General features: G+C 33.1%; 22 protein-coding genes. 13 read left to right on the top strand and 9 right to left on the bottom strand.

The window, feature by feature from the left end; translation table 11 throughout:
* The first annotated feature begins 32 nt into the window (after positions 1-32).
* Positions 33-1,262, top strand: a complete 1,230-nt coding sequence (locus OLM51_RS12795) for a multidrug effflux MFS transporter (protein WP_264550996.1) — start codon at positions 33-35, stop codon at positions 1,260-1,262.
* A gap of 139 nt (positions 1,263-1,401) precedes the next feature.
* Here the strand turns inward: OLM51_RS12795 and OLM51_RS12790 are convergent, their stop codons facing one another.
* The 4 genes from OLM51_RS12790 to OLM51_RS12775 form a co-directional block, all read right to left on the bottom strand.
* Positions 1,402-2,670, bottom strand: a complete 1,269-nt coding sequence (locus tag OLM51_RS12790) for an NAD(P)/FAD-dependent oxidoreductase (protein ID WP_264550995.1) — start codon at positions 2,668-2,670, stop codon at positions 1,402-1,404.
* 82 nt (positions 2,671-2,752) lie between these two features.
* On the bottom strand, positions 2,753-4,087 hold the full coding sequence (locus OLM51_RS12785; protein WP_264550994.1) for a DEAD/DEAH box helicase: 1,335 nt from the start codon (positions 4,085-4,087) through the stop codon (positions 2,753-2,755).
* 173 nt (positions 4,088-4,260) lie between these two features.
* Entirely contained in the window at positions 4,261-5,799 is a 1,539-nt protein-coding gene (locus tag OLM51_RS12780) for a DEAD/DEAH box helicase (protein ID WP_264550993.1), read from the bottom strand.
* 109 nt (positions 5,800-5,908) lie between these two features.
* Positions 5,909-6,442 (bottom strand): DUF6155 family protein, encoded by a 534-nt coding sequence (locus tag OLM51_RS12775; RefSeq protein ID WP_264550992.1) that lies wholly within the window; start codon positions 6,440-6,442, stop codon positions 5,909-5,911.
* A 102-nt stretch (positions 6,443-6,544) separates the two neighbouring features.
* On the opposite strand from OLM51_RS12775, the gene OLM51_RS12770 reads away from it, so the two are divergent.
* Positions 6,545-6,832 (top strand): DUF3817 domain-containing protein, encoded by a 288-nt coding sequence (locus tag OLM51_RS12770; RefSeq protein ID WP_264550991.1) that lies wholly within the window; start codon positions 6,545-6,547, stop codon positions 6,830-6,832.
* Positions 6,825-8,081 (top strand): mechanosensitive ion channel family protein, encoded by a 1,257-nt coding sequence (locus tag OLM51_RS12765; protein ID WP_264550990.1) that lies wholly within the window; start codon positions 6,825-6,827, stop codon positions 8,079-8,081. Before OLM51_RS12770 ends, OLM51_RS12765 begins: the two co-directional genes overlap by 8 nt.
* 201 nt (positions 8,082-8,282) lie before the next feature.
* Here OLM51_RS12765 and OLM51_RS12760 read toward each other — a convergent pair whose 3' ends face one another.
* Entirely contained in the window at positions 8,283-8,708 is a 426-nt protein-coding gene (locus OLM51_RS12760; protein ID WP_264550989.1) for a hypothetical protein, read from the bottom strand.
* Positions 8,709-8,725: 17 nt separating this feature from the next.
* Complete coding sequence (locus tag OLM51_RS12755; protein WP_264550988.1) at positions 8,726-9,109, bottom strand: acyl-CoA thioesterase; 384 nt, start codon at positions 9,107-9,109, stop codon at positions 8,726-8,728.
* A 68-nt stretch (positions 9,110-9,177) separates the two neighbouring features.
* Here OLM51_RS12755 and OLM51_RS12750 point away from each other — a divergent pair, with 68 nt between their 5' ends.
* Positions 9,178-9,579 carry a glyoxalase gene (locus OLM51_RS12750; protein ID WP_264550987.1) on the top strand — a complete coding sequence of 134 codons (402 nt, stop codon included), beginning with the start codon at positions 9,178-9,180 and terminating at the stop codon, positions 9,577-9,579.
* A gap of 69 nt (positions 9,580-9,648) precedes the next feature.
* Here the strand turns inward: OLM51_RS12750 and OLM51_RS12745 are convergent, their stop codons facing one another.
* On the bottom strand, positions 9,649-11,625 hold the full coding sequence (locus OLM51_RS12745; protein ID WP_264550986.1) for a dehydrogenase E1 component subunit alpha/beta: 1,977 nt from the start codon (positions 11,623-11,625) through the stop codon (positions 9,649-9,651).
* A 399-nt stretch (positions 11,626-12,024) separates the two neighbouring features.
* Between OLM51_RS12745 and OLM51_RS12740 the strand changes: the two genes are divergently transcribed.
* The 9 genes from OLM51_RS12740 (at position 12,025) to OLM51_RS12700 (ending at position 18,340) form a co-directional block, all read left to right on the top strand.
* A complete protein-coding gene (locus tag OLM51_RS12740) occupies positions 12,025-12,975 on the top strand; it encodes an isopenicillin N synthase family dioxygenase (RefSeq protein WP_264550985.1) in 951 nt (316 codons plus the stop codon).
* A gap of 115 nt (positions 12,976-13,090) precedes the next feature.
* A complete protein-coding gene (locus tag OLM51_RS12735; RefSeq protein WP_193845677.1) occupies positions 13,091-13,423 on the top strand; it encodes a translation initiation factor in 333 nt (110 codons plus the stop codon).
* Positions 13,424-13,663: 240 nt separating this feature from the next.
* Positions 13,664-14,533, top strand: coding sequence for a nucleoside phosphorylase (locus tag OLM51_RS12730; RefSeq protein WP_264550984.1), 870 nt, complete (start codon positions 13,664-13,666; stop codon positions 14,531-14,533).
* 36 nt (positions 14,534-14,569) lie between these two features.
* The gene (locus OLM51_RS12725) at positions 14,570-15,010 is read left to right on the top strand and encodes a DinB family protein (protein ID WP_264550983.1); all 441 of its coding nucleotides are present in this window, start codon (positions 14,570-14,572) and stop codon (positions 15,008-15,010) included.
* Between the two features lie 3 nt (positions 15,011-15,013).
* Complete coding sequence (locus OLM51_RS12720; RefSeq protein WP_264550982.1) at positions 15,014-15,403, top strand: VOC family protein; 390 nt, start codon at positions 15,014-15,016, stop codon at positions 15,401-15,403.
* Positions 15,404-15,405: 2 nt separating this feature from the next.
* On the top strand, positions 15,406-15,879 hold the full coding sequence (locus OLM51_RS12715) for a DUF4265 domain-containing protein (RefSeq protein ID WP_264550981.1): 474 nt from the start codon (positions 15,406-15,408) through the stop codon (positions 15,877-15,879).
* Positions 15,880-15,929: 50 nt separating this feature from the next.
* Positions 15,930-16,781, top strand: coding sequence for a substrate-binding domain-containing protein (locus tag OLM51_RS12710; RefSeq protein ID WP_264550980.1), 852 nt, complete (start codon positions 15,930-15,932; stop codon positions 16,779-16,781).
* 18 nt (positions 16,782-16,799) lie between these two features.
* A complete protein-coding gene (locus OLM51_RS12705) occupies positions 16,800-17,732 on the top strand; it encodes a transglutaminase (RefSeq protein WP_264550979.1) in 933 nt (310 codons plus the stop codon).
* Between the two features lie 236 nt (positions 17,733-17,968).
* The gene (locus OLM51_RS12700; protein ID WP_264550978.1) at positions 17,969-18,340 is read left to right on the top strand and encodes a hypothetical protein; all 372 of its coding nucleotides are present in this window, start codon (positions 17,969-17,971) and stop codon (positions 18,338-18,340) included.
* Positions 18,341-18,454: 114 nt separating this feature from the next.
* On the opposite strand, the gene OLM51_RS12695 is transcribed toward OLM51_RS12700, so the two are convergent.
* Both OLM51_RS12695 and OLM51_RS12690 read right to left on the bottom strand, forming a co-directional pair.
* Complete coding sequence (locus tag OLM51_RS12695) at positions 18,455-19,900, bottom strand: glycosyltransferase (protein WP_264550977.1); 1,446 nt, start codon at positions 19,898-19,900, stop codon at positions 18,455-18,457.
* A gap of 303 nt (positions 19,901-20,203) precedes the next feature.
* Positions 20,204-20,647, bottom strand: a complete 444-nt coding sequence (locus OLM51_RS12690; RefSeq protein WP_264550976.1) for a PepSY-like domain-containing protein — start codon at positions 20,645-20,647, stop codon at positions 20,204-20,206.
* Positions 20,648-20,682: the final 35 nt, after the last annotated feature.

The raw sequence follows: 20,682 nt of genomic DNA, 5'->3' as shown, positions 1-20,682 counted from the left end.
TTGTAAAAAATTTATTGCACTTTTTTAATATAATGACTACAAAAAAATATTTAAAACTTATTCTTATCCTGGGTTCTTTAACAGCGCTTGGTCCTTTTTCGATAGATATGTATTTACCTGGTTTCTCAGATATAGCAAAGGATTTGAACACAACTGTGGCTAAAGTTTCGATGAGTTTATCGAGTTATTTTATCGGAATATCGGCCGGACAATTGCTTTATGGGCCATTATTAGATCGTTTTGGACGCAAAAAGCCTTTGTTTGTGGGGCTTTTGGTCTATATTTTGGCTTCATTGGGCTGTATTTATGTAACTAATATTGATTCTTTTATCTTTTTACGCTTTGTACAGGCTATAGGAAGTTGCGCTGCTACTGTGGCTTCTGTAGCAATGGTTCGTGATTTGTTTCCTGTAAAAGATATACCCAAAGTATTTTCGTTACTAATGCTTGTTGTGGGACTTTCGCCAATGTTAGCACCAACCATTGGAGGTTATGTTACAGAGGATTTTGGCTGGCATTGGGTTTTCTTTATTTTGATGTGTATGGGAATTTTGATTCTGATCGCTTCACAAATTGGTTTGCCAAACACTTATAAACCGGATACTTCAATTTCCTTGAAACCAAAACCGATCATCAGCAATTTTTTAAAAGTTTTAAAAGAACCTCAGTTTTATACGTATGCCTTTACGGGAGCTATTGCTTTTTCGGGCTTATTTTCGTACGTGGCGGCCTCTCCTATTATTTTTATGGATATTTATCACGTAGATGGTAAAACGTATGGCTGGATTTTTGCTTTCATGTCGGTTAGTTTTATTGGCTCAAGTCAATTAAACTCAATTTTATTGAAAAGATTTTCAAGTGAACAAATGATATTTGGAGCCTTAATTGCTCAGTCTGTTATCAGTATAATTTTCCTGATTTTATCTGTAAATGATCTTCTGGGATTATATGAAACTATTGGAATGTTGTTTTTGTTTTTAGCCTGTTTAGGAATTTCAAATCCAAATACTGCTGGGCTTACTCTGGCGCCATTTGCAAAAAATACAGGAAGTGCTTCGGCGTTAATGGGAGCTATTCAGTTAGGTTTGGGAGCTTTAGCTTCGTTTGCTATCGGAATTTTTGTAAAAGATTCTGTGGCGCCCATGGTTGCTATCATGACAACGACGACTATAGTTGCATTTATTGTTTTAAATATAGGAAAACGCTTTATCAAGCATAAAGTTGAGTTGGGCGTTGAAGATAATGTTGTTATTGGGCATTAAAAGAAAGGAAATTCCAATTTTTTTTAAATTCCAAATTCCAATGCTTAATCTAAAAAAATGACAAAAAGGCCAGAATTATTAAATTCTGGCCTTTTTTATTTGGAATTTGGGATTTCAATAAATTGAAATTTAAAATATTTTATTCTGCAGACTGTCTTTTATCAGGTCTTATAATCATACGAAGTGACTGATCTCTTGCAAAATAAGCAACCATCCAGTTCCAGAACGTATTAAGTCTGTTTCTGTATGTTATTAAAGAAATCAGGTGAATAAACAGCCAGATTATCCAGGCAAAAAATCCTTTAAAATGCCATTTTGGACTTGGTAAATCTACTACAGCTTTGGCTTTTCCGATGATTGCCATAGATCCTTTATCATGGTATGCAAAAGGTTTCAATGGTTTATTGGCAACCATTTTCATGAAGTTTTTGGCTAAATTTATTCCTTGCTGAATAGCGACTTGTGCCACTTGAGGATGTCCGTCCGGGAAGTTCTTATCTCCGGCTAAAATTGCAGTATCACCAATGGCATATACATTTTCTAATCCGTTGACTTTGTTAAATTCATTGGTAGCCATACGTTTACCACGACCATAGCTTTCTGGTGGGATTCCATCAAAAATCTTTGCACTTACACCGGCAGCCCAAATTAAGTTTTTGGTTTTAATGGTTTCTCCGTTGGCAAAATGCACAGTGTCATCAACATAATCAGTAACACGGGTATGCAGTTTAACTACAACTCCCAGTTTTGTTAGTGCTTGCAGAGTATCTTCTTGTGAGGCTTTGCTCATAGGTGAGAGTAGTGCGTCTCCCCCATCGACCAAATAAACATTACTGGCAGATGTTTCTAATTCCGGATATTCTTTCAATAAAATACTTTTTCGCATTTCGGCAAACATTCCGGAAACCTCTACTCCTGTTGGTCCGCCTCCGGCAACAACAATCGTTAATAATTTACGTCGTTTGCGAATGTCTTTGGTGATTGCTGCTTTTTCAAGGTTTTTAAGCAATGCATTACGCATTTCGATGGCATCATTTAAGGTTTTCATCGGAATGGCGTTTTTCATTACGTTTTCCATACCAAAATAACTGGTTTCTGCACCAGTGGCGAATACCAGATAATCATAGGTTAACTCACCATTATTCAGGATTATTTTGTTCTCGGCAGAAACAACAGAAAGTAATTCGCCTAAACGAAATTGAAGGTTTTTCTTGCCTGCAAAAAATTTTCTAAAAGGATAACTAATACTTGAAGGCTCTAAAAATGCCGTCGCAACCTGATATATAAGTGGAGGGAAAAAGTTATAATTGTTTTTGTCTACAAGAGTTACTTGTATTTGAGGATGGTTTACAAGTTCTTTTGCTAAATTGATTCCTGCAAACCCGCCTCCTATGATGACTATCTTCATAAATGTTGTTTATTAGTAGGACTAAAAAAATAATTCCTTATAAATATACAACTTTAATACGCAATGACAATTGTCAGTTTTGTTACTTTTTGAATTTTTTAACAGGTTTTTCAACTACATCGATTTTGTTTTGAAGGACGTAATTGGCTAATAATTTTTCAATTAATTCGTCTTTGGTCAGATGATGAAAAACAGTTTTGACTTTGGTTTTTAAATCTGTCGAGATATCGTGATTTGGTTTGGTTTTAAAAATTTGTTTCGCCCATAAAAGCGTATTATTTTCTTCTAAACTCAAAGCAGACGGTTTTTCGAATTTGGTGAATTTAATACCTAATTCTTTTTCAAAATCAGGAATTTCAATCACTTCTTCCTCTTGCAGAACAGTTAAAGACAAACCTTTTGCTCCTGCTCTTGCAGTTCTTCCGCTTCTATGAACATAATTTTCGTAAGTATCCGGTAAATGATAATTTACAACATACGAGATTTCTTTTACATCAATTCCTCTTGCAGCCAAATCTGTTGCCACCAAAATATTGATATGTCCTTCACGAAATTGTTCCATGATTCTGTCACGAATTCCCTGCGTTAGACTTCCGTGAATTGCTCCGGAAGAAAAACGATTTATAGCCAGGTTTTTGGCCAGTTTATTTACCGCAGCTTTAGTTTTACAGAAAATTATTCCGCGTTCACCATCTCTTGAATTTAAAAAGTGCATTAAAACATCCAGTTTTTCAATCGGGTCAACAACAATATATTCGTGGTCAATACCTTGATTTCCGGTGGTTTCCATATTAGCACTTATCTGAACTACATTTTTGTTTAGATAATTCTGTACCAATTGTTTAATTGTTCCCGGTAAAGTTGCAGAGAATAATAAAGTACGGTGTTTTTTGGGAAGTTCTGCTATAATCTCGTCCAGACTTTCTTTTAGAATCGAAACCATTTCATCGGCTTCGTCCAGAACTAAATATTGTGTTTGTTTTAAGTCGACTGCTTTTCTCTGAATCAAATCGATTAAACGCCCCGGAGTGGCAACAATAATGTGTGTTGGAGTACTTAAACGCTCAATTTGCGGTTTAATTGGGATTCCGCCACAAGTTGCTGCAATTGATATATTTGGAATATATTTTGAAAAATCTTCTAAATTTCTAAAAATCTGGTGACCAAGTTCTCTCGTAGGAACTAGTATTACAGCCTGAACAACTGGTGACTGAGTGTCAATTAACTGTAGCAAAGGCAATCCGAAAGCAGCAGTTTTTCCAGTTCCTGTTTTGGCTAAACCAACAACATCCTGGGTTTCGGATAAAAGCAACGGAATTGTTTTTTCTTGAATTTCTGTTGCTTCAACAATATTTAATTCGCCTAAGGCTTTTAAAATTGGCGCTGAAATTCCTAATGTTGAGAATTGTTTAGACATGTTTTTTAATTTTGTTTAAAGTTTCAGGTTTCAAGTTACACCAAAAACTTAATAAGTTGAAAGGAGAAATTACATTTACTTTGAAATGCTATTTCTCCTTTTTATATTATAAATAATGTTTTAGGCTCCAATAACTTGAAACATGAAACCTGAAACTTTTTTAACCCTTATTATCAATCCGGTTCGTTCATGATTTTTTCACGATACTTTTTACCAACTAATAAAGTTAGTCTTTGTTTGTAATCGTCAAGAAGCCATTCGCGGTAGTTTTTACTACATTGACTTAAACATTTTGCATAACGTTTAATTCTGCATTCAATATCGTCTTCCAGTTCTCTTGATAAAGCTTTTGCTTCCTGAAGTGTTTCAGTATTATCAACACACATTGCAGCGTGTTGTTCTAAAGATTTATCCAGAACTATTTTTGAACGTAAATTTTGTTTAATTGCCAGTTTATGCTCTTCATCCACATCAAAAGTAACTTCGGCAGTTTTACTGAATTTTGCTCTTAATTCCGGTGGCATAGTGTATTTAAAGAACATCTCGATCTCTGTATCGTCTCTCAGGTTTTCAAGATAGAATTCAGGAGATTTAAAAATATGTTGCCAGTTTACAGGCTCGCTCCATAAACCAAAACGTGCAGCATTGTTACCTAAATCGATAACCGTAAATTCATCTTTTCCAGGTAATTTACGAGATCCACGACCAATCATTTGGTAGTATAAAGTTAACGATTTTGTTGCTCTGTTTAGAATGATGGTTTCTACCGTTGGCTCATCAAATCCTGTTGTTAAAATTCCAACCGAAGTCAAAATGGCATCCGGAGTTTTCTTAAACCACTGCAAAATATCTTTACGTTCTTCTGAACTGCTTGTATTATCAAGGTGTCTGATATCGTAACCTGCTTCTCTAAATGTTTCATAAACATATAATGAAGTATGGATACCATTATTAAAAATCAAAGTCTTTTTTCCAATTGAACGTTCTGTATAGGCGTGCAAAAGTTTTTCCTGCATTAAGGTATTGGTATACAAATCATCTGAAGATTTTACAGTATAATCTCCGTTGATACCTACTTTTAATGAAGTTAAACCAACATCATAGCTATAAGTTGTTGCTCTCGCAAGAAACCCTTTGTCTATCAATGAACTAATTGTGTCTCCTACAATAAGCTCATCATAACTTTGATGCATTGGTAATTTTATATTCGAACTCAAAGGTGTTGCTGTTACTCCAAGAATAAAAGCATTTTTGAATGAGTTTAATAATTTTCTGAATGAATTGTAATGTGCCTCATCAATAATTACCAAACCAATATTGTCTAAATGTAATTTTTCGTCATTAATACGGTTTTTTAAAGTTTCAACCATTGCCACAAAACAAGAAAAATCATTCTGATCCGGTAGTTCTTTTACTTTACTATTGATTATTTTATTGCTTACACCAAAACCTTTAAGCATTTTTGAAGTTTGCTTACAAAGCTCTATACGGTGTGTCAGGACAACCACTTTTTTATCGTTATTTGATAAATAACGACGTACAATTTCTGAGAAAATTACTGTTTTCCCGCCTCCTGTTGGCAATTGATACAATAAATGATGTTTTTGAGGAGCATTGTCTAAACGATCAAAAATGGCATCAATGTCGCCTTTTTGGTATGCATAAAGTTCTTTTTTCTCTTCTCTTTCTATTTCTAAAGTGTTTTGAGACATTGTTTATTTTTGGATTTTTGCAAAAATACACCGAAAAAACAGTTATTCATCTTATTTTAACCTAAAATAAATGTTTTTTTTAAACTAAGATTTTTTATGGGGAATGCTTTTAGAGGTCAATTTTGTCTAAAATCGCCTCAAATTCGTATCTGTTTTTCCATTTTTGCTGTAAAGTTTCTTCATAAATGGACCTGATTCTTAATTTAAATTCATTTAAGATTCCATTTGAAATCGAAAAATTTACTGCCTGCTCAAAAGAATTAAAGATGCTTTTGTAGAATAATTCCTGCTTTATAAGGTTTTGTGAAGAGTATGTCTGTGCAATTTCAATATTGTAAAGCATAAGATCTGCAATTACAAATGAGTCAACTCCTAAAGAAATAAAATGTTTGATCATTTTTTGCGCTACAGAGCGACGCATTTTTGCTTTAGGACGCCATTTTGCCCCTGGCTTTTTGATTGGAAAATACTCCTGCGAAATTTTAACCTTTGATTCCTGCAAAAGTTTATCTTCTTTGGGATTAAAAACAAAATCGTAGTAGACTTTTACCGGACTGAATTTTTCATACAATTCAATAAGCTGTTCCTCGAGTTGTTCTTTGGTTAAATCGGCTAAATATTTTTTTAAATCGCGTTTGCTCATTATCAAAGTTTAAGATTACAAAAGTAAATTACTTTCCTGATTCATGTCGCAAAAACCAACGATAATACTTAATTTTGCCTGAATAACTCAAAAAATATATACATGCTCAAGATTTTCAAAGTTACTGCAATTTTAGAGGGAATCTCTTATTTAGTATTATTTACCAATATGCTTTTTATCAAAACCAATAATCCGGAACTTTATCATACTTTATTGCGCCCGTTAGGAATGACACATGGTATATTGTTTATTGGGTATGTAATATTGGCATTTTTACTAAAAAAACCTCAAAATTGGGATCTAAAAACCTTTTTAATTATTCAGGTAGCTTCCCTTATTCCTTTTGGAACTTTCTATATTGAGAAAAAATATTTAGAAAATAATGCATAAGCTTTTGGATAAAATATTCAATTTTTTATATCCGATTTTTAGAGATTGGGGAATGAGCCGCAACTTTGCGTCTTATATCAGTCTGGTCTTTAATATAGTCATTATGGTGGCTTTGGCTTATGCCATTTATTACATTGCCAAGTTTGTTTTGGTTACTTTGACAGCCGTTTTTGCACAAAGAACCAAGACAAAATTTGACGATTATTTAATTCACAACAAAACCACAAAGTACACAGCCTATTTAATTCCGTTTTTCTTTATTTATAAAGCGGTTCCAATTATTTTGGATAAGTACGAATACTGGGAATCTCTTTTTGGAAAAATCGTAGGTATTTATATTGTTTTGATCAGTTTATGGATTATCAGAACGATTTTTAATGCCTTACGTGATTATCTAAAACAAAAGCCGGAATATAGCGATAAGCCAATCGATAGTTTTGTTCAGGTTATCATGATTGTGCTCTGGATTTTTGGAGTTGCCATGATTATTTCGACTTTATTCGGAATAAAAAAAGGCGAACTACTTACTATTTTAGGAACGCTTTCGGCTATTATAATCTTGATTTTCAGAGATACTATTTTAGGATTTGTGTCAAGCGTTCAGGTTGCAATCAACGATATGGTTCGTATTGGTGACTGGATTACCATGGATAAATTTGGTGCAGACGGAGATGTAATCGAAATAAATCTGACGACTGTAAAAGTCCGAAATTTTGATAACACGATTACCACAATCCCAACTTATGCTTTAAGTTCAGATTCTTTTCAGAACTGGCGCGGAATGCAGAAATCAGCCGGGCGTCGCATTAAAAGGCACGTTTTGATTAAAAGCAGTACAATTCGTTTTCTGAATCAGGAAGATTTGGATCAGATGAAAAAAGTACAGCTAATCTCTTCTTATATTGAAAGCAGACAAGCTGAAATTGAGAAATATAATGATTTGCGAAGTGTAGATAAAACCCTGGCATTAAATGGTCGAAATATGACTAATTTAGGGTTGTTCAGAAAATATATTATGCAATACTTACTAACGCATCCGGGATTGAATAAAGATATGCATATCATGTGTCGTCAGCTACAATCAACTGCACACGGAGTTCCGTTAGAAATTTATGCGTTTTCGAGCGACAAACGCTGGGCAAACTACGAATATATTATGTCTGATATTTTCGACCATGTAATGGCTTCTGTAGAATATTTTGATCTTGAAATATTCGAATTACCATCTAAGATTGGAAGGTTGGAATAGTTTGTTTTTGTTTCAAGTTTCAAGTTTCAGGTTGCTTTTTTTTGAACATAATTTAACCGCAAAGAGCGCAAAAGAAAACGCAAAGTTCGCAAAGTTTTACCCATAAAGCTTTGCGAACTTTGCGTTTTTATTGATAAAGCTAAAATAAATTCTTAGCGTGCTTTGCGTTTAAATGTGCAATCCAACCTGAAACAAAATCCCTTATTCTTTAATCTTCTCAAAAACAAACTTTGGATCTTTATAATTCAAAGTTCCACTAATAAAGCATGGGAGATTCATGTAAGTACCCATTACACCATTTCCTAAGGTTAATTTGTCTTCTTTTTTTAGCAAAGCCAATGGGATACGTTTCCAGCTTCCTCCGTTGGAAATAAAATGATAATCACCTCTTAGTGTGTCTCCTTTTATATCTCCTCTTACATCACCTGAATCTTTTCCGGTTTTATGATATAATATTTCATAGCGACCATAAAATCGTTTGTCATTTATTTTGATATCCAGTATTGCGGTATCAGATTGATGTACGGCACGATAAATGGCATGTTTGTAGTTCTCTTTATTTTCTTTAGAATTGCAGGAAAATAATAATACAAGTAACGGAAAGATTAGAAATAAATTTTTAGTCATTTTGATTTACGATAATTTTAGATGCGATCTTTTACGAATTCGATTTGTGTTTTGCCATGGGCTTTAGGCTTGCCATTCTCATCAAGATTTACCATTGTAGTTTCGTCGATTGTAATGATAAGGTCACGGGTCATCATGTTTCGAACGGCACATTTTAAAACCACAGAAGTATTTCCGAATTTTACCACATCAATTCCAATTTCGACAATATCACCTTGTCTGGCAGAACTTCTAAAATTGATTTCAGACATATGTTTGGTTACAACTTTGGGGTTTTGAAGCTGAATAATAGTATATAGAGCCAATTCTTCATCTATCCAGGCTAATAATTTTCCGCCAAACAAAGTTCCATTCGGATTTAAATCTTCGGGTTTAACCCACTTTCTGGTGTGAAATCTCATAAATATACTTTTTAGAATTAAAAATAGATTTTTTGTATTATAATTTTTTCTAAATTTAAAGAAAAAACATGGCAGATAGAGACACTTTTTTAAGAGAATTCAGAGGCGAAACTTTAGGAACTGTAAGTGCTCAATCTTCTGCAGATGAGTTGTTTCAAAATCAGACGATTAGGCCAATTCTGAAATTGCAGAATGATTTGTTTATAGCCGTTTTTATAAACTACGTCAATAAAAACAAAGCCGATTTTTATTCGTATACCGTTGAGAAAAAGCTTCAGACGATCGAAAATTCCATTCAAAAAGATATTAAGTTCAGAAATTCTTTAAAAGGAATTGTAATGGCACTTTTTACTCTTGAAGAATATGAAATTTATATTCAGAATTCCTCAAGCTTAAATAAAAGAATGATGAATTTATTAATTGACCGATTGAAAAGTCAGGTGCAATTATTTGAAGTTACATCGAATTAAAGATACTGAGGTTCTGAGATACTAAGATTCTAAGGTTTTTCTTTTAGATTATCTTAGTATCTCAGAACCTTAGTAACTTATCAGCTCCAAAAGAACCTCTTCAAATCTGTTTTTGGCTAAAAACTGATCTTCAAGTGCTTTTGTAAACGGAATTGGTGTGTCTAAACTTGCGACTCTTTTTACCGGAGCATCCAGATATTCGAAACAGTTTTCCATAATTAAAGCCGAAATATCACTTGCAATTCCGCCAAACATAGTATCTTCCTGGTATATTATTGCTTTTCCGGTCTTTTTAACAGATGCAAAAATAGTTTCGGTATCAAGTGGCTGCAAAGTTCTTAAGTCGATTAAATCGGCATCTATTTCGGGGTTTTTGGCTAGAGTTTCCAGTGCCCAGTGAACCGGAGCTCCAAAAGCGATAATGGTAACCGCACTCCCCTCTTTGATTAAAGCTGCTTTCCCAAACGGAATTGTGTAATAATCTGTTGGAACATCCTGATAAATGCTTCTGTACAATTGTTTATGTTCAAAAAACAAAACCGGATTCGGATCATTAATTGCGGTATTTAGCAAGCCTTTTGCATCATAAGGAAAAGCCGGATAAACAACCTTTAGACCTGGAGTTTTGGTAAACCATGCTTCATTTGTTTGTGAATGAAACGGTCCTGCCTGAGTTCCGCCACCGCAAGGCATACGTACTACCACATCGGCGTTTTCGCCCCAGCGATAATGTGATTTTGCTAATAAGTTTACGATTGGATTAAAACCTGTAGAAACAAAATCGGCAAATTGCATTTCTACAATGGCTTTGTAGCCATTAATAGACAATCCCATTGCTGCCGAAACAACGGCGCTTTCGCAAATTGGTGTATTCCGAATGCGATCTTTTCCAAATAAATCTACAAAACCTTCTGTGATTTTAAAGGCACCACCATACTCTGCAATATCCTGTCCCATAAGAACAAGATTCTGATGACGTTCCATAGATTGTTTTAAACTAGTGCTTATGGCATCAATAAAACGAATATTCTCAGATGAGCTTTCGCTTTTAATTTCTTCATAATTAAAAGGTTTGTATACATCATCTAACTCTCCGCTATAGGTTGGAATTATTTCCGGTTCTGCGTTTGAGAGTAATAAATTATCTTCAATTTCCTGTTTAATTTGTTCTCTCAATTCAGCATCATAATCTTCCTGAAGCACTCCTTCATTTAAAAGAAACATTCTAAAATTATCTACAGGATCTTTTACAGCCCATAATTTTTGCAATTCTTCCGGGACATATTTCGTACCACTCGCTTCTTCATGACCCCGCATTCTAAACGTTTTAAATTCAAGTAAAACGGGTCTGGGATTTTTTTGCATATCGGCTTTTAGTTCAGTGGTTTTGTTGAAAATCTCCACAATATTATTTCCGTCTATAATCCAGCTTTCAATGCCGTATCCAATTCCTTTATCGGCTAAATTTTCGCAGGCATATTGTTCATTTGTTGGAGTCGATAATCCGTAACCATTATTTTCGATTACAAACATAACCGGCAGTTTCCAGACAGCGGCAATATTTAATGCTTCATGAAAATCTCCTTCACTTGTAGCTCCTTCGCCAGTGAATACAGCCGTAACTTTATTGTTTTTTTTGAGATTATTGGCCAGAGCAATACCATCGGCAATTCCTAACTGAGGACCTAAATGAGAAATCATGCCTATAATATTATATTTCTGAGTTCCAAAATGAAAACTGCGATCTCTTCCTTTTGTAAAACCACTTTCTTTTCCCTGCCATTGCGAAAAAAGCCTGTGCAATGGGATATTTCGGGCTGTAAACACGCCCAGATTACGATGCATTGGCAATATATATTCAAATTCATTCAGGGCGGCAGTAATTCCAACTGAAATTGCTTCCTGCCCTATTCCTGAAAACCATTTTGATACTTTTCCCTGACGAATGAGAATTAGCATCTTTTCTTCGATCATACGAGGTTTTAGGATTTTTTTATATAAGTCTAATAGTTGTGAGTCGGTTAAGTTTTGTCTGTAAAAGATCATCTGGGTCGTTTTTATTATTTCAAATATAATGAATATAACAATTTTAACATTAAATGTTATAAAAATTTAAACATTATTTTAAGTTTTTAATTTGATAAATTAGCAAAACAGAGCGGTAGTATATGCTTTTAAATTTTGATAATTCCGTACAAATATATAAGGTTTTTCTTATTTTTAAATAGTATAGAATCGATTTGTGCCTAAAAAAATAGCAGATCTCAAAACCCGATAAATAATGTCTTAGTTGTTTAAGTAAGGAAAAGGCATGTAAAGAAAAGATTAAATTAAGTATTATAAAGCATTTTTATACCAACTTTTATAATTCAAATATAAAAAATTCTACCTTTGTTATCGAAAGGTCTTAAATGGCCTTTTATCTTAAAATAAAAAATGTAAAGTATGCAAAACATTCCTAGTGTAGACTTACGTGATTTCCTTTCGGACGACCCGAAACGTAAACAAAAATTTGTAAATGAAATCGGCAGTGCATTTGAAAACATTGGCTTCGTAGCCCTAAAAGGTCACTTTTTAGATGATCAGTTAGTAGACGAGCTTTATGGTGAAATTAGAAAATTTTTCGCCTTGCCAATAGAAACTAAGCATAATTATGAAATTCCTGGTATTGGCGGACAAAGAGGTTATGTATCTTTTGGAAAAGAGCATGCAAAAGGACGCAAAGAAGGAGATTTGAAAGAGTTTTGGCATTTTGGTCAATATGTTGATGCAGATTCTAAATATGCATCAGAATATCCTGAAAATGTTGATGTAAAAGAATTACCTCGTTTTAATGTTGTTGGTAAAGAAGCTTATCAAATGCTTGAAAAAACGGGAGTTTATGTGTTGAGAGCTTTAGCTTTACATTTAGGTTTAGATGAGTTTTATTTTGATAACTATGCAAAAGACGGAAACTCAATTTTAAGACCAATCCATTACCCACCAATTACTACTGAACCGGAAAATGCGATTCGCGCGGCAGCTCATGGTGATATCAATTTGATTACACTTTTAATGGGGGCACAAGGAAAAGGACTTCAGGTTCAAAATCATGATGGAGACTGGATTGATGCTATTGCTGAAGATGATGAATTAGTTATTAATGTTGGGGATATGTTATCCAGACATACCAACAACAAATTAAAATCAACAATTCACCAAGTGGTAAATCCACCAAGAGAATTATGGGGAACTTCACGTTATTCAATTCCGTTTTTTATGCATCCTGTAAGCGATATGCGTCTGGATTGTTTAGAAAATTGCATTGATGCTGAAAATCCAAAGAAATTTGAGGATATTACAGCAGGTGACTACTTATACGAACGTTTAGTAGATTTAGGGTTAATAAAAAAGTAACCTTTTTAAATCTTAAAATTTTTAAATTCCAAATTCCAATTCAACCTTTTGGGATTTGGAATTTAATTTTTACAAACTATATTTATTGGATTTTTTTTTTTTAGAATAAAAAATTATGGACTTTAAAGATCAATTAAAAAATTTATTTCCAGATCACGTAGAATCAAATGAGCCGGAAGAGGTTCAGGAACAGGAACATGTATTGTATGTTCAGAAAGAACCGATGATTTGTAAATTTGAAAAACGCAAAGGAAAAGCAACTACAATAATCGAAGGTTATGAAGGATCTGATGAAGATTTTAAAATTCTGGCCAAAGAAATAAAAACAAAACTTAGTGTTGGTGGTACTTTTAAAGACGATTCAATTATTATACAAGGTGATTATCGCGATAAAATTATGGCTATCCTAAAAGAAAAAGGATTTAAAACAAAGCGTGTAGGTGGTTAAATTCCAAATTTTAAAATTCCAAATTCCAATTGCTAACGCTTAAATACAAAGCTTTGCGATTAAAATTTTGGAATTTGGAATTTCAAAAATTGGAATTTCAAAAAAAAACATAACCTTAAAATAAAAATCTGTGACAATCTGTTCAATCCGTTAAATCTGTGAGCATAAAAAAGATGCACTGCTGTGCGCCTCTACAGAAAACCTTTGTAACTTAGAACCTCAGAATCTTAAAGAAAAAAAATGATACAAGCATCAGAATTAATACTTAATCCCGACGGAAGTGTTTACCACTTAAATCTTCGCCCGGAACATATTGCACATGATATAATATTTGTTGGAGATCAGAACAGAGTAGAAAAAATTACTCAGTTTTTTGATTCAATAGAATTTTCAACCCAAAAAAGAGAATTTAAAACCCAAACGGGAATTTACAAAGGCAAAAGAATCACGGTAATGTCAACAGGAATTGGTCCGGATAATATTGATATTGTGGTTAATGAACTTGATGCTTTAGTAAATATTGATTTAACTACACGTCAGCCAAAGGAAAATCTAACTTCTTTAAATATCATCAGAATTGGAACTTCAGGATCTTTACAGGCTGATATTCCGGTAGATAGTTTTGTAATGTCAAAGTTTGGACTTGGATTGGATAATATGCTTCGCTCCTATTTAATTGATGAAGTTTCAAATCATGCCATCGAGGATGCTTTTGTTCAGCATACCAATTGGGACATTCGTAAAGGAAAACCTTATGCTATTGCATGCTCAGAAAAATTAGAAAAAATTATAGAATCTGATCGTATTTTTAAAGGAATTACCGCAACTGCCGGAGGTTTTTATGGGCCACAAGGACGCGTTTTGCGTTTAAATATTCAGGATGCAGAATTAAACAATAAAATGGATAATTTTGATTTTGACGGTACCAGAATAACTAATTTAGAAATGGAAACAGCAGCAATTTATGGACTTTCTTCTCTGTTAGGACATAATGCCTTATCTTTAAATGCTATTATAGCAAATCGTGCTTCAGGGACTTTTAGTGAAGATCCTTATAAAGCGGTTGATGAACTGATTAGTTATACACTGAACAAACTGGCAGGAAATTAATGAAGATAATTTGCCAATTTAAAAATTAGGTAATTCATGCAAAACGCTATTCTTAAATTTGAAAAATTACTGAACGAAAATGTTGTTTATTTTCCAACAATTAGTCAGGAAAAATTGCAAGAAAGAATTCCCGGAAAATGGTCGAAAAAAGAAATTTTAGGGCATTTAACAGATTCTGTAGTTCATAATTTGGTGCGTTTTTCAGAAATTAACCATTTTGCAAAACCTTCTAAAAATGAGTCTTTCAATTCATTAACCCAGGTAAACTTAAAAGAATATCAGGCAATGGATATTAATGAGCTGACGCAATTATGGTTTATATTAAACAGACAAATTATTAGAATTGTAAAAAGCGCTCAGGACAAGGCTGTAGATCACAAGATTGTTTTAGCGGATCAGTCTGTAATGGATTTAAAGTTTTTCATGACCAATTATGTCGAACATTTAGAGCATCATATTAATCAGATAAAATCGTAGAATATGTTTTTAAGAGTAGCGCGTCATACTAATAATTTGGAAGCGATTGAAAATTTTTACGTCGATGTTTTAGGCTTTGAGCAATTAGGCGGTTTTCAGAATCATAATAATTACGATGGCCTTTTTATTGGAAAATCAGGTTTAGACTGGCATTTTGAATTTACACAATCAGATTCTAAAGCAAAACTAAACTTTGATGAAGAAGACGTAATCGTGCTATATCCTAAAACAATTTCAGATTATAATGATCTTATAAACAAATTAATACATCATAATATTTCAACTATAACTGCAATCAATCCTTTTTGGAATGAAAACGGAAAAATGATTCTGGATCCGGATGGTTATCGTATTGTAATATCACCACTAAAAGCTGTAATAAGCGAAATTTAATAATGCAGGAAACACACAAAAAAATCTTATTTAAGTACTATAGTAATTATTTAGAAGATAATGTTTCAGAAACCATGTGGGCTGAAATTATAGATTTGGAAAAAGGACTTTTTAAATTGGATAATATTCCGTTTTTTGGGCCACTAATTGCTACAGAAGATTTATTCTATGCGGAATTTGATGAAAAGGAAGAACGCTTTGTTTACAAAGAAACAATTGAAAACTCAGGAAATTCGATCATTCAGATTCTAATTTTAGAAAAAGGATATGATAGGGAAATTATCAGAGAAAAGCTAAAAGCAATAAGTTGTTTGTCTGAAGGATTAAACGATAATTTTATTGCCGTTGAAGTACACAGAGATCTTGATTATTCAATTGTGCGAAGCGTTTTGAATGATTACGAATCAGAAGAAATTATAGAGTATGCAGAGCCATGTTTGTCCGACAAACACCGAACAGATTTATTAAAAAACTAAGCATCCAAATATACGTTACCTATACCAGACTTAACTTAAACTAAACTAGAATGAAAACTGTAAAAATTGTTGGTGTTCCTGAACACTTCAATTTGCCATGGCATCTATGCATTGAAAATGGTGAATTTGAAGCCGAAAATATAGATTTACAATGGAAAGATATTCCTGAAGGTACTGGTAAAATGTGCCAGATGCTGCGAGACGGAGAAGCCGATATGGCTGTTATTTTAACCGAAGGAATTATAAAAGATATCGTAGCGGGGAATCCAAGTAAAATTGTTCAGATTTATGTACAGTCACCTTTAATTTGGGGAATTCATGTTGCTGCAAAATCAGATTTTCATGCTGTAAAAGATTTAGAAAATAAAAAAGTTGCCATTTCAAGATTAGGTTCGGGATCGCAGTTAATGGCTTATGTAAATGCACACGAGCAAGGCTGGGAAACTGATAATTTAGAATTTGAAATTATAAATACAATAAATGGAGCTGTAGAAGCTTTAACAAACGGGACCGCAGATTATTTTATGTGGGAACGTTTTATGACCAAACCACTTGTAGATAAAGGAATTTTTAGACGTGTTGGCGACTGTCCTACTCCATGGCCATCATTTGTGATTACAGTTCGTGATGAGTTTCTGAAAAAGAATCCTAAAATTGTAGAGAAAGTTCTTGAGATTATAAACAAAACAACAGTTGATTTTGCCGAAATTCCGGAAATCGATAAGACTTTGGCGGATCTTTTTAATCAAAAAGTCGAAGATATCCAGGAATGGCTAAAATTAACACAATGGTCTCAAAAAAACGTAACAGAAAAAGCATTTGTCAAAATTCAAAATCAATTATTTGATCTGGGAATTATTGAGAAAAAGAGTACTTTTGTTGAAACGGTAAAAGCGCTTTAAAAACTGCTTTTAATTCTTATGATGAAATTCCCAAAAATTGACTTTCCGCAATTAAAATCCAAATTACAGGTGAAATCACCTTGGGATAGGATTATTATTATGCTGTTGAGTCTTTTGATTACAATTCCTATTTTCATCATTCTGCATCAAAATCTGCGTGATCTGAATTGGTCTTTCAATTTAGATCGCGTCATTATATTTATACTGGTATTTGCTACTATTTTCTTTTTGTTGATGTTATTGCGAACCATAATTATATTATGTGTTGCAGTGTATTTATTGATATTGTTTTATGGAACTGTTATAGGGAATTATGGTTTTAGTGAGATTTCTGAAGATTATAATTCTATGATTTATACTATGTCAGACAATCCTTTTCCGCAAGATATAATTGTAGCTAAGCTTCTTCCTTTTCCAAACAAATCAAAAATTGTAAATGCGATTGAATACCAGAATCCAAAGGTTCGAAATTTTGCTATAATGGCAACAACAAAGTATTTTAAAGGTATTCGTGGATATTCTGATTATCGTACAACAATTCAGTGTTTTGCGGTATTTAAAGAAATTAATAGTCGATGGAATTATGTAAATGATCCTAAAGAAGGTGATTATATTGCAACAGCCAGCGAATCGCTTGAATATTTTTCCGGAGATTGTGATGATCATTCGATATTAATGGCTGCAGCTATACGCTCAATTGGCGGAACACCAAGGCTTATTCATACAAAAGGGCATATTTATCCTGAAATATTAATTGGTTCTCTTATTGACTTAGAAAAGGTCAATTACCTTATAAAAAATGTGCTTTTTGTAAAAGAAAGTAGTGGCAAAAAAATCCATTACCATATTGATGAACGTGGCCAGGTCTGGATGAATCTGGATTATACTGCCAAATACCCGGGAGGACCATTTTTGTACGAAGAAATTTTAGGAGAATTGACTCTTAATTAAAATCTATCACTATACCGGTTTCTATTTTTTCTCCGGAAATAAGTGTAAAATTTGTTTTTTATAAACAATAAAACTCTGAATGTTTATTCTGTTTATTGCCAGTTTGTTAGATAAAACCTGATTTTTGGGCGGTTTTTTGAATTTATCAGGAAAGTATTTATAAATATTTGATTACAAGTGTTTTGAATATAGTTTTTTTTTGTAACTTTTCCTGTCTAATTTTTAATCACAGAATCATGAAAAAATCTAAATTATTTATCTTCGGAGTTTTATTATCAGCAGTATTAATTATTTCATGCAACAAAGCAAAAAGAAATGAACTAGTAGATTCCTGGAAAGTTACAGAAGTTGAAGCCAAAACCCCCCTTTCTGACTCAGCAAAAAATGTGATTATGACAAACGGAACGTTAACGTTTACGGAGGATGGTCATGTAACCGGATATTTACTTAGAGAGATTACTGATGGTACTTATGCTTTAACCAAAAAAGGAAAAAGTTTAGTAATTAAAGATGAAACCGGAACCCCATGGCCATGCGAAAGTACAATTACCAAGGATCAGTTAATTTTGGATACCAAAGAAGTTAAATTAACTTTTAAGAAAATCTAAACAATAGTTTTAGTTTCTTAAACAGTTGCATAACCAAATAAAGAAAATTGAAAAACTCCTAAAATGTATTATTAGGAGTTTTTTTTATGTCTATTTGACTGCAATTATATCGTATTATAATCCTCTGGTTAGCCAGCCTTTTTTGTTTGCTGTTGCAATGGCGTAAGGTGTAATCCAGAATAAACTAAAAGTATAAAATATACTATATGAATATGCCCAGAAAGCTTCAGACAAGCTGTATCTTTTGGCATAAAACAATACCGAGAAACTCGAAACAATAAAAATGCTTAAAAGCGTTGAGCTTAAAAATAATATTGGATGAATGGCAATAAAATACAGCATGAACAATAAAAATGGATATGCCATAACGATTTTTAAAGATTGATTCAGGAATAAAAGTCTGGCTCCAAATTTTGATTCGTTTCTAAAATCTTTAAAAACATACTGTGCCATCATGATATTCTCACGGACATTGCTTCTGCCCCATCTTATAAACATTTTATATAAACCTTTGTATTCTTCTGGTACATTGGTTAAAACGTAAGCATTTCTCTGAAACAAAACATGAAGTCCTTGTTTTAAAATCATATTCGTCATCGCTCTGTCTTCTCCAATATCAGAAGGTTGTCCCATAAAAGTCTGGTTGATCCATTCCGGAAGACAAGCAAAAACAGCATCTCTTCTGTAAGCCGCTGCCGCTCCGGGTGTACAGAGTACAGATCCTAACATACTTTCGGCAGAACGCATGAACTCAAAACTCATTACAAAACTTACGTTTAGCATTTTTGGCAACAATGCCTTTTTGTTGTTTAAAACATGAACATTTCCTGCTACTGCACCACATTTTTCATCGACAACAAATGGACTTACTAAATTTCGAAGCGTATCTCTCTTTACAATCGAATCGCTATCAACTGTTACAAAAATTTCTCCTGTTCCAAGTTCAAATCCACGATATAGAGCATGGCGTTTTCCTTTATTTTCCGGTTGCTGAAAAATCGTTAAACGATCGCCTAACTTTATTTTAGCTTGTTGCATCCAGTACCAGGTATCATCTTTACTTCCATCATCAATGGCTAATAATTGCATTTTTTGTTCCGGAAAATCGCTGTCAGCAAGGCTTAGTAAAGTATCCCAAACTAATTTTCCTTCATTATATGCCGGTACAATTACAGTACATGTTGGCAATAATTCATCAGATACAGACTCAATTGGTTTGTAGCGGAAATACAGATACAAATTGTACAAAAATGAACCGGTCTGGAAAAAGAATAATACGGTTGCAAGAATTAGAAAAGGTAATCCCCATGCCGAATTTATTCTGTCTAGTTGAAATTGATCAAAATCGGATTGAAAAATATAGACTGAAAAAGCTCCCGCAAGCATTAGTAAAAAAGTACCTGCAAGTACTAAAGAACCAATCGGATTTGAAGTTTTTTTACTAATTTTTCTTGAAGCTGTATTGCTAACCGTAAAAACGGGATTGTTTAGATTTTCTTTTGAACTTAAATTGTTGTTTGCAGAATAAAATTGTTCTGAAATAATTGTTTCACTTTTCATTTGGGCTATCGCTTTTATCTTAAAATGGCTTTTATTTTTGATCGACTTTTCTGTCTGAAATTTTAATTAATCGTTGTAAAATCGATTAAAAGTAATTTCGAAACAGAAAAGGACGATATCCCATTTTACAAGCCCCGTGCCAATATGATTTAGAAGTGACTATGAGTAGTTTAGCGATATTGGGCTAAAAGCTGCATGTGTAAACTTTATACACTTTGTAAAAAGTTTACCCCTGAATTTAAAAAAGTGAACCTTCAAAATCTCAGGAAATTGAAGGTTTAAAGTATTTTGAGAAGATAAATTTTACTGGATTTTATTCTTTTTATCCTTTAGAATTTTTCCGTCTTTGGTAAATTCCAGATCTATATTATTTGTTAAATCAACATCCAGATCTTTATGACCATAATCGATGTGAGTGATTTTTTCGTTTGGATAATGCTTTGATACATACTCTTTAACTTCTTTTGAAATAAATCCTGTTGGAATTGGCTTGTCTTCACCATCAACTTCTCTGTATGAACCATCCTTCCAGAATTCAACTTCAGTTCCGTCTTTTAGTATAACTTCGTAACCTTTTTCACCGTGCTCAGCATCTTTCTTGGCTATATCAACGCTGGTATGACTAAAATATTGCTTAAGAAATTGCTGCGATTCTTTAGGTAATTCTGATATTTCAATTTTCTTTTGTGCTGTAACCGACAATGTCAAAATGAATATCAGACCTGTAAATATCTTGTTTGGTTTCATATTTTATCGATTTTAATATTTGTATATAGCTAATT

Source organism: Flavobacterium sp. N2038 (assembly GCF_025947185.1).
In the GTDB taxonomy this organism is placed as follows: Bacteria; Bacteroidota; Bacteroidia; order Flavobacteriales; family Flavobacteriaceae; genus Flavobacterium.
This window is presented reverse-complemented; position numbering and strand designations above follow the sequence as displayed.

Bases quoted from the DNA above. Each gene is read 5' to 3' on its own strand.
- OLM51_RS12750 (WP_264550987.1), top strand. From the start codon at position 9,178: ATGGCAGATAGAGACACTTTTTTAAGAGAATTCAGAGGCGAAACTTTA.
- OLM51_RS12725 (WP_264550983.1), top strand. From the start codon at position 14,570: ATGCAAAACGCTATTCTTAAATTTGAAAAATTACTGAACGAAAATGTT.
- OLM51_RS12695 (WP_264550977.1), bottom strand. From the start codon at position 19,900: ATGAAAAGTGAAACAATTATTTCAGAACAATTTTATTCTGCAAACAAC.
- OLM51_RS12770 (WP_264550991.1), top strand. From the start codon at position 6,545: ATGCTCAAGATTTTCAAAGTTACTGCAATTTTAGAGGGAATCTCTTAT.
- OLM51_RS12740 (WP_264550985.1), top strand. From the start codon at position 12,025: ATGCAAAACATTCCTAGTGTAGACTTACGTGATTTCCTTTCGGACGAC.
- OLM51_RS12705 (WP_264550979.1), top strand. From the start codon at position 16,800: ATGATGAAATTCCCAAAAATTGACTTTCCGCAATTAAAATCCAAATTA.
- OLM51_RS12760 (WP_264550989.1), bottom strand. From the start codon at position 8,708: ATGACTAAAAATTTATTTCTAATCTTTCCGTTACTTGTATTATTATTT.
- OLM51_RS12785 (WP_264550994.1), bottom strand. From the start codon at position 4,087: ATGTCTAAACAATTCTCAACATTAGGAATTTCAGCGCCAATTTTAAAA.
- OLM51_RS12730 (WP_264550984.1), top strand. From the start codon at position 13,664: ATGATACAAGCATCAGAATTAATACTTAATCCCGACGGAAGTGTTTAC.
- OLM51_RS12765 (WP_264550990.1), top strand. From the start codon at position 6,825: ATGCATAAGCTTTTGGATAAAATATTCAATTTTTTATATCCGATTTTT.
- OLM51_RS12735 (WP_193845677.1), top strand. From the start codon at position 13,091: ATGGACTTTAAAGATCAATTAAAAAATTTATTTCCAGATCACGTAGAA.
- OLM51_RS12745 (WP_264550986.1), bottom strand. From the start codon at position 11,625: ATGATCTTTTACAGACAAAACTTAACCGACTCACAACTATTAGACTTA.
- OLM51_RS12755 (WP_264550988.1), bottom strand. From the start codon at position 9,109: ATGAGATTTCACACCAGAAAGTGGGTTAAACCCGAAGATTTAAATCCG.
- OLM51_RS12775 (WP_264550992.1), bottom strand. From the start codon at position 6,442: ATGAGCAAACGCGATTTAAAAAAATATTTAGCCGATTTAACCAAAGAA.
- OLM51_RS12710 (WP_264550980.1), top strand. From the start codon at position 15,930: ATGAAAACTGTAAAAATTGTTGGTGTTCCTGAACACTTCAATTTGCCA.
- OLM51_RS12715 (WP_264550981.1), top strand. From the start codon at position 15,406: ATGCAGGAAACACACAAAAAAATCTTATTTAAGTACTATAGTAATTAT.
- OLM51_RS12790 (WP_264550995.1), bottom strand. From the start codon at position 2,670: ATGAAGATAGTCATCATAGGAGGCGGGTTTGCAGGAATCAATTTAGCA.
- OLM51_RS12780 (WP_264550993.1), bottom strand. From the start codon at position 5,799: ATGTCTCAAAACACTTTAGAAATAGAAAGAGAAGAGAAAAAAGAACTT.
- OLM51_RS12700 (WP_264550978.1), top strand. From the start codon at position 17,969: ATGAAAAAATCTAAATTATTTATCTTCGGAGTTTTATTATCAGCAGTA.
- OLM51_RS12720 (WP_264550982.1), top strand. From the start codon at position 15,014: ATGTTTTTAAGAGTAGCGCGTCATACTAATAATTTGGAAGCGATTGAA.
- OLM51_RS12690 (WP_264550976.1), bottom strand. From the start codon at position 20,647: ATGAAACCAAACAAGATATTTACAGGTCTGATATTCATTTTGACATTG.
- OLM51_RS12795 (WP_264550996.1), top strand. From the start codon at position 33: ATGACTACAAAAAAATATTTAAAACTTATTCTTATCCTGGGTTCTTTA.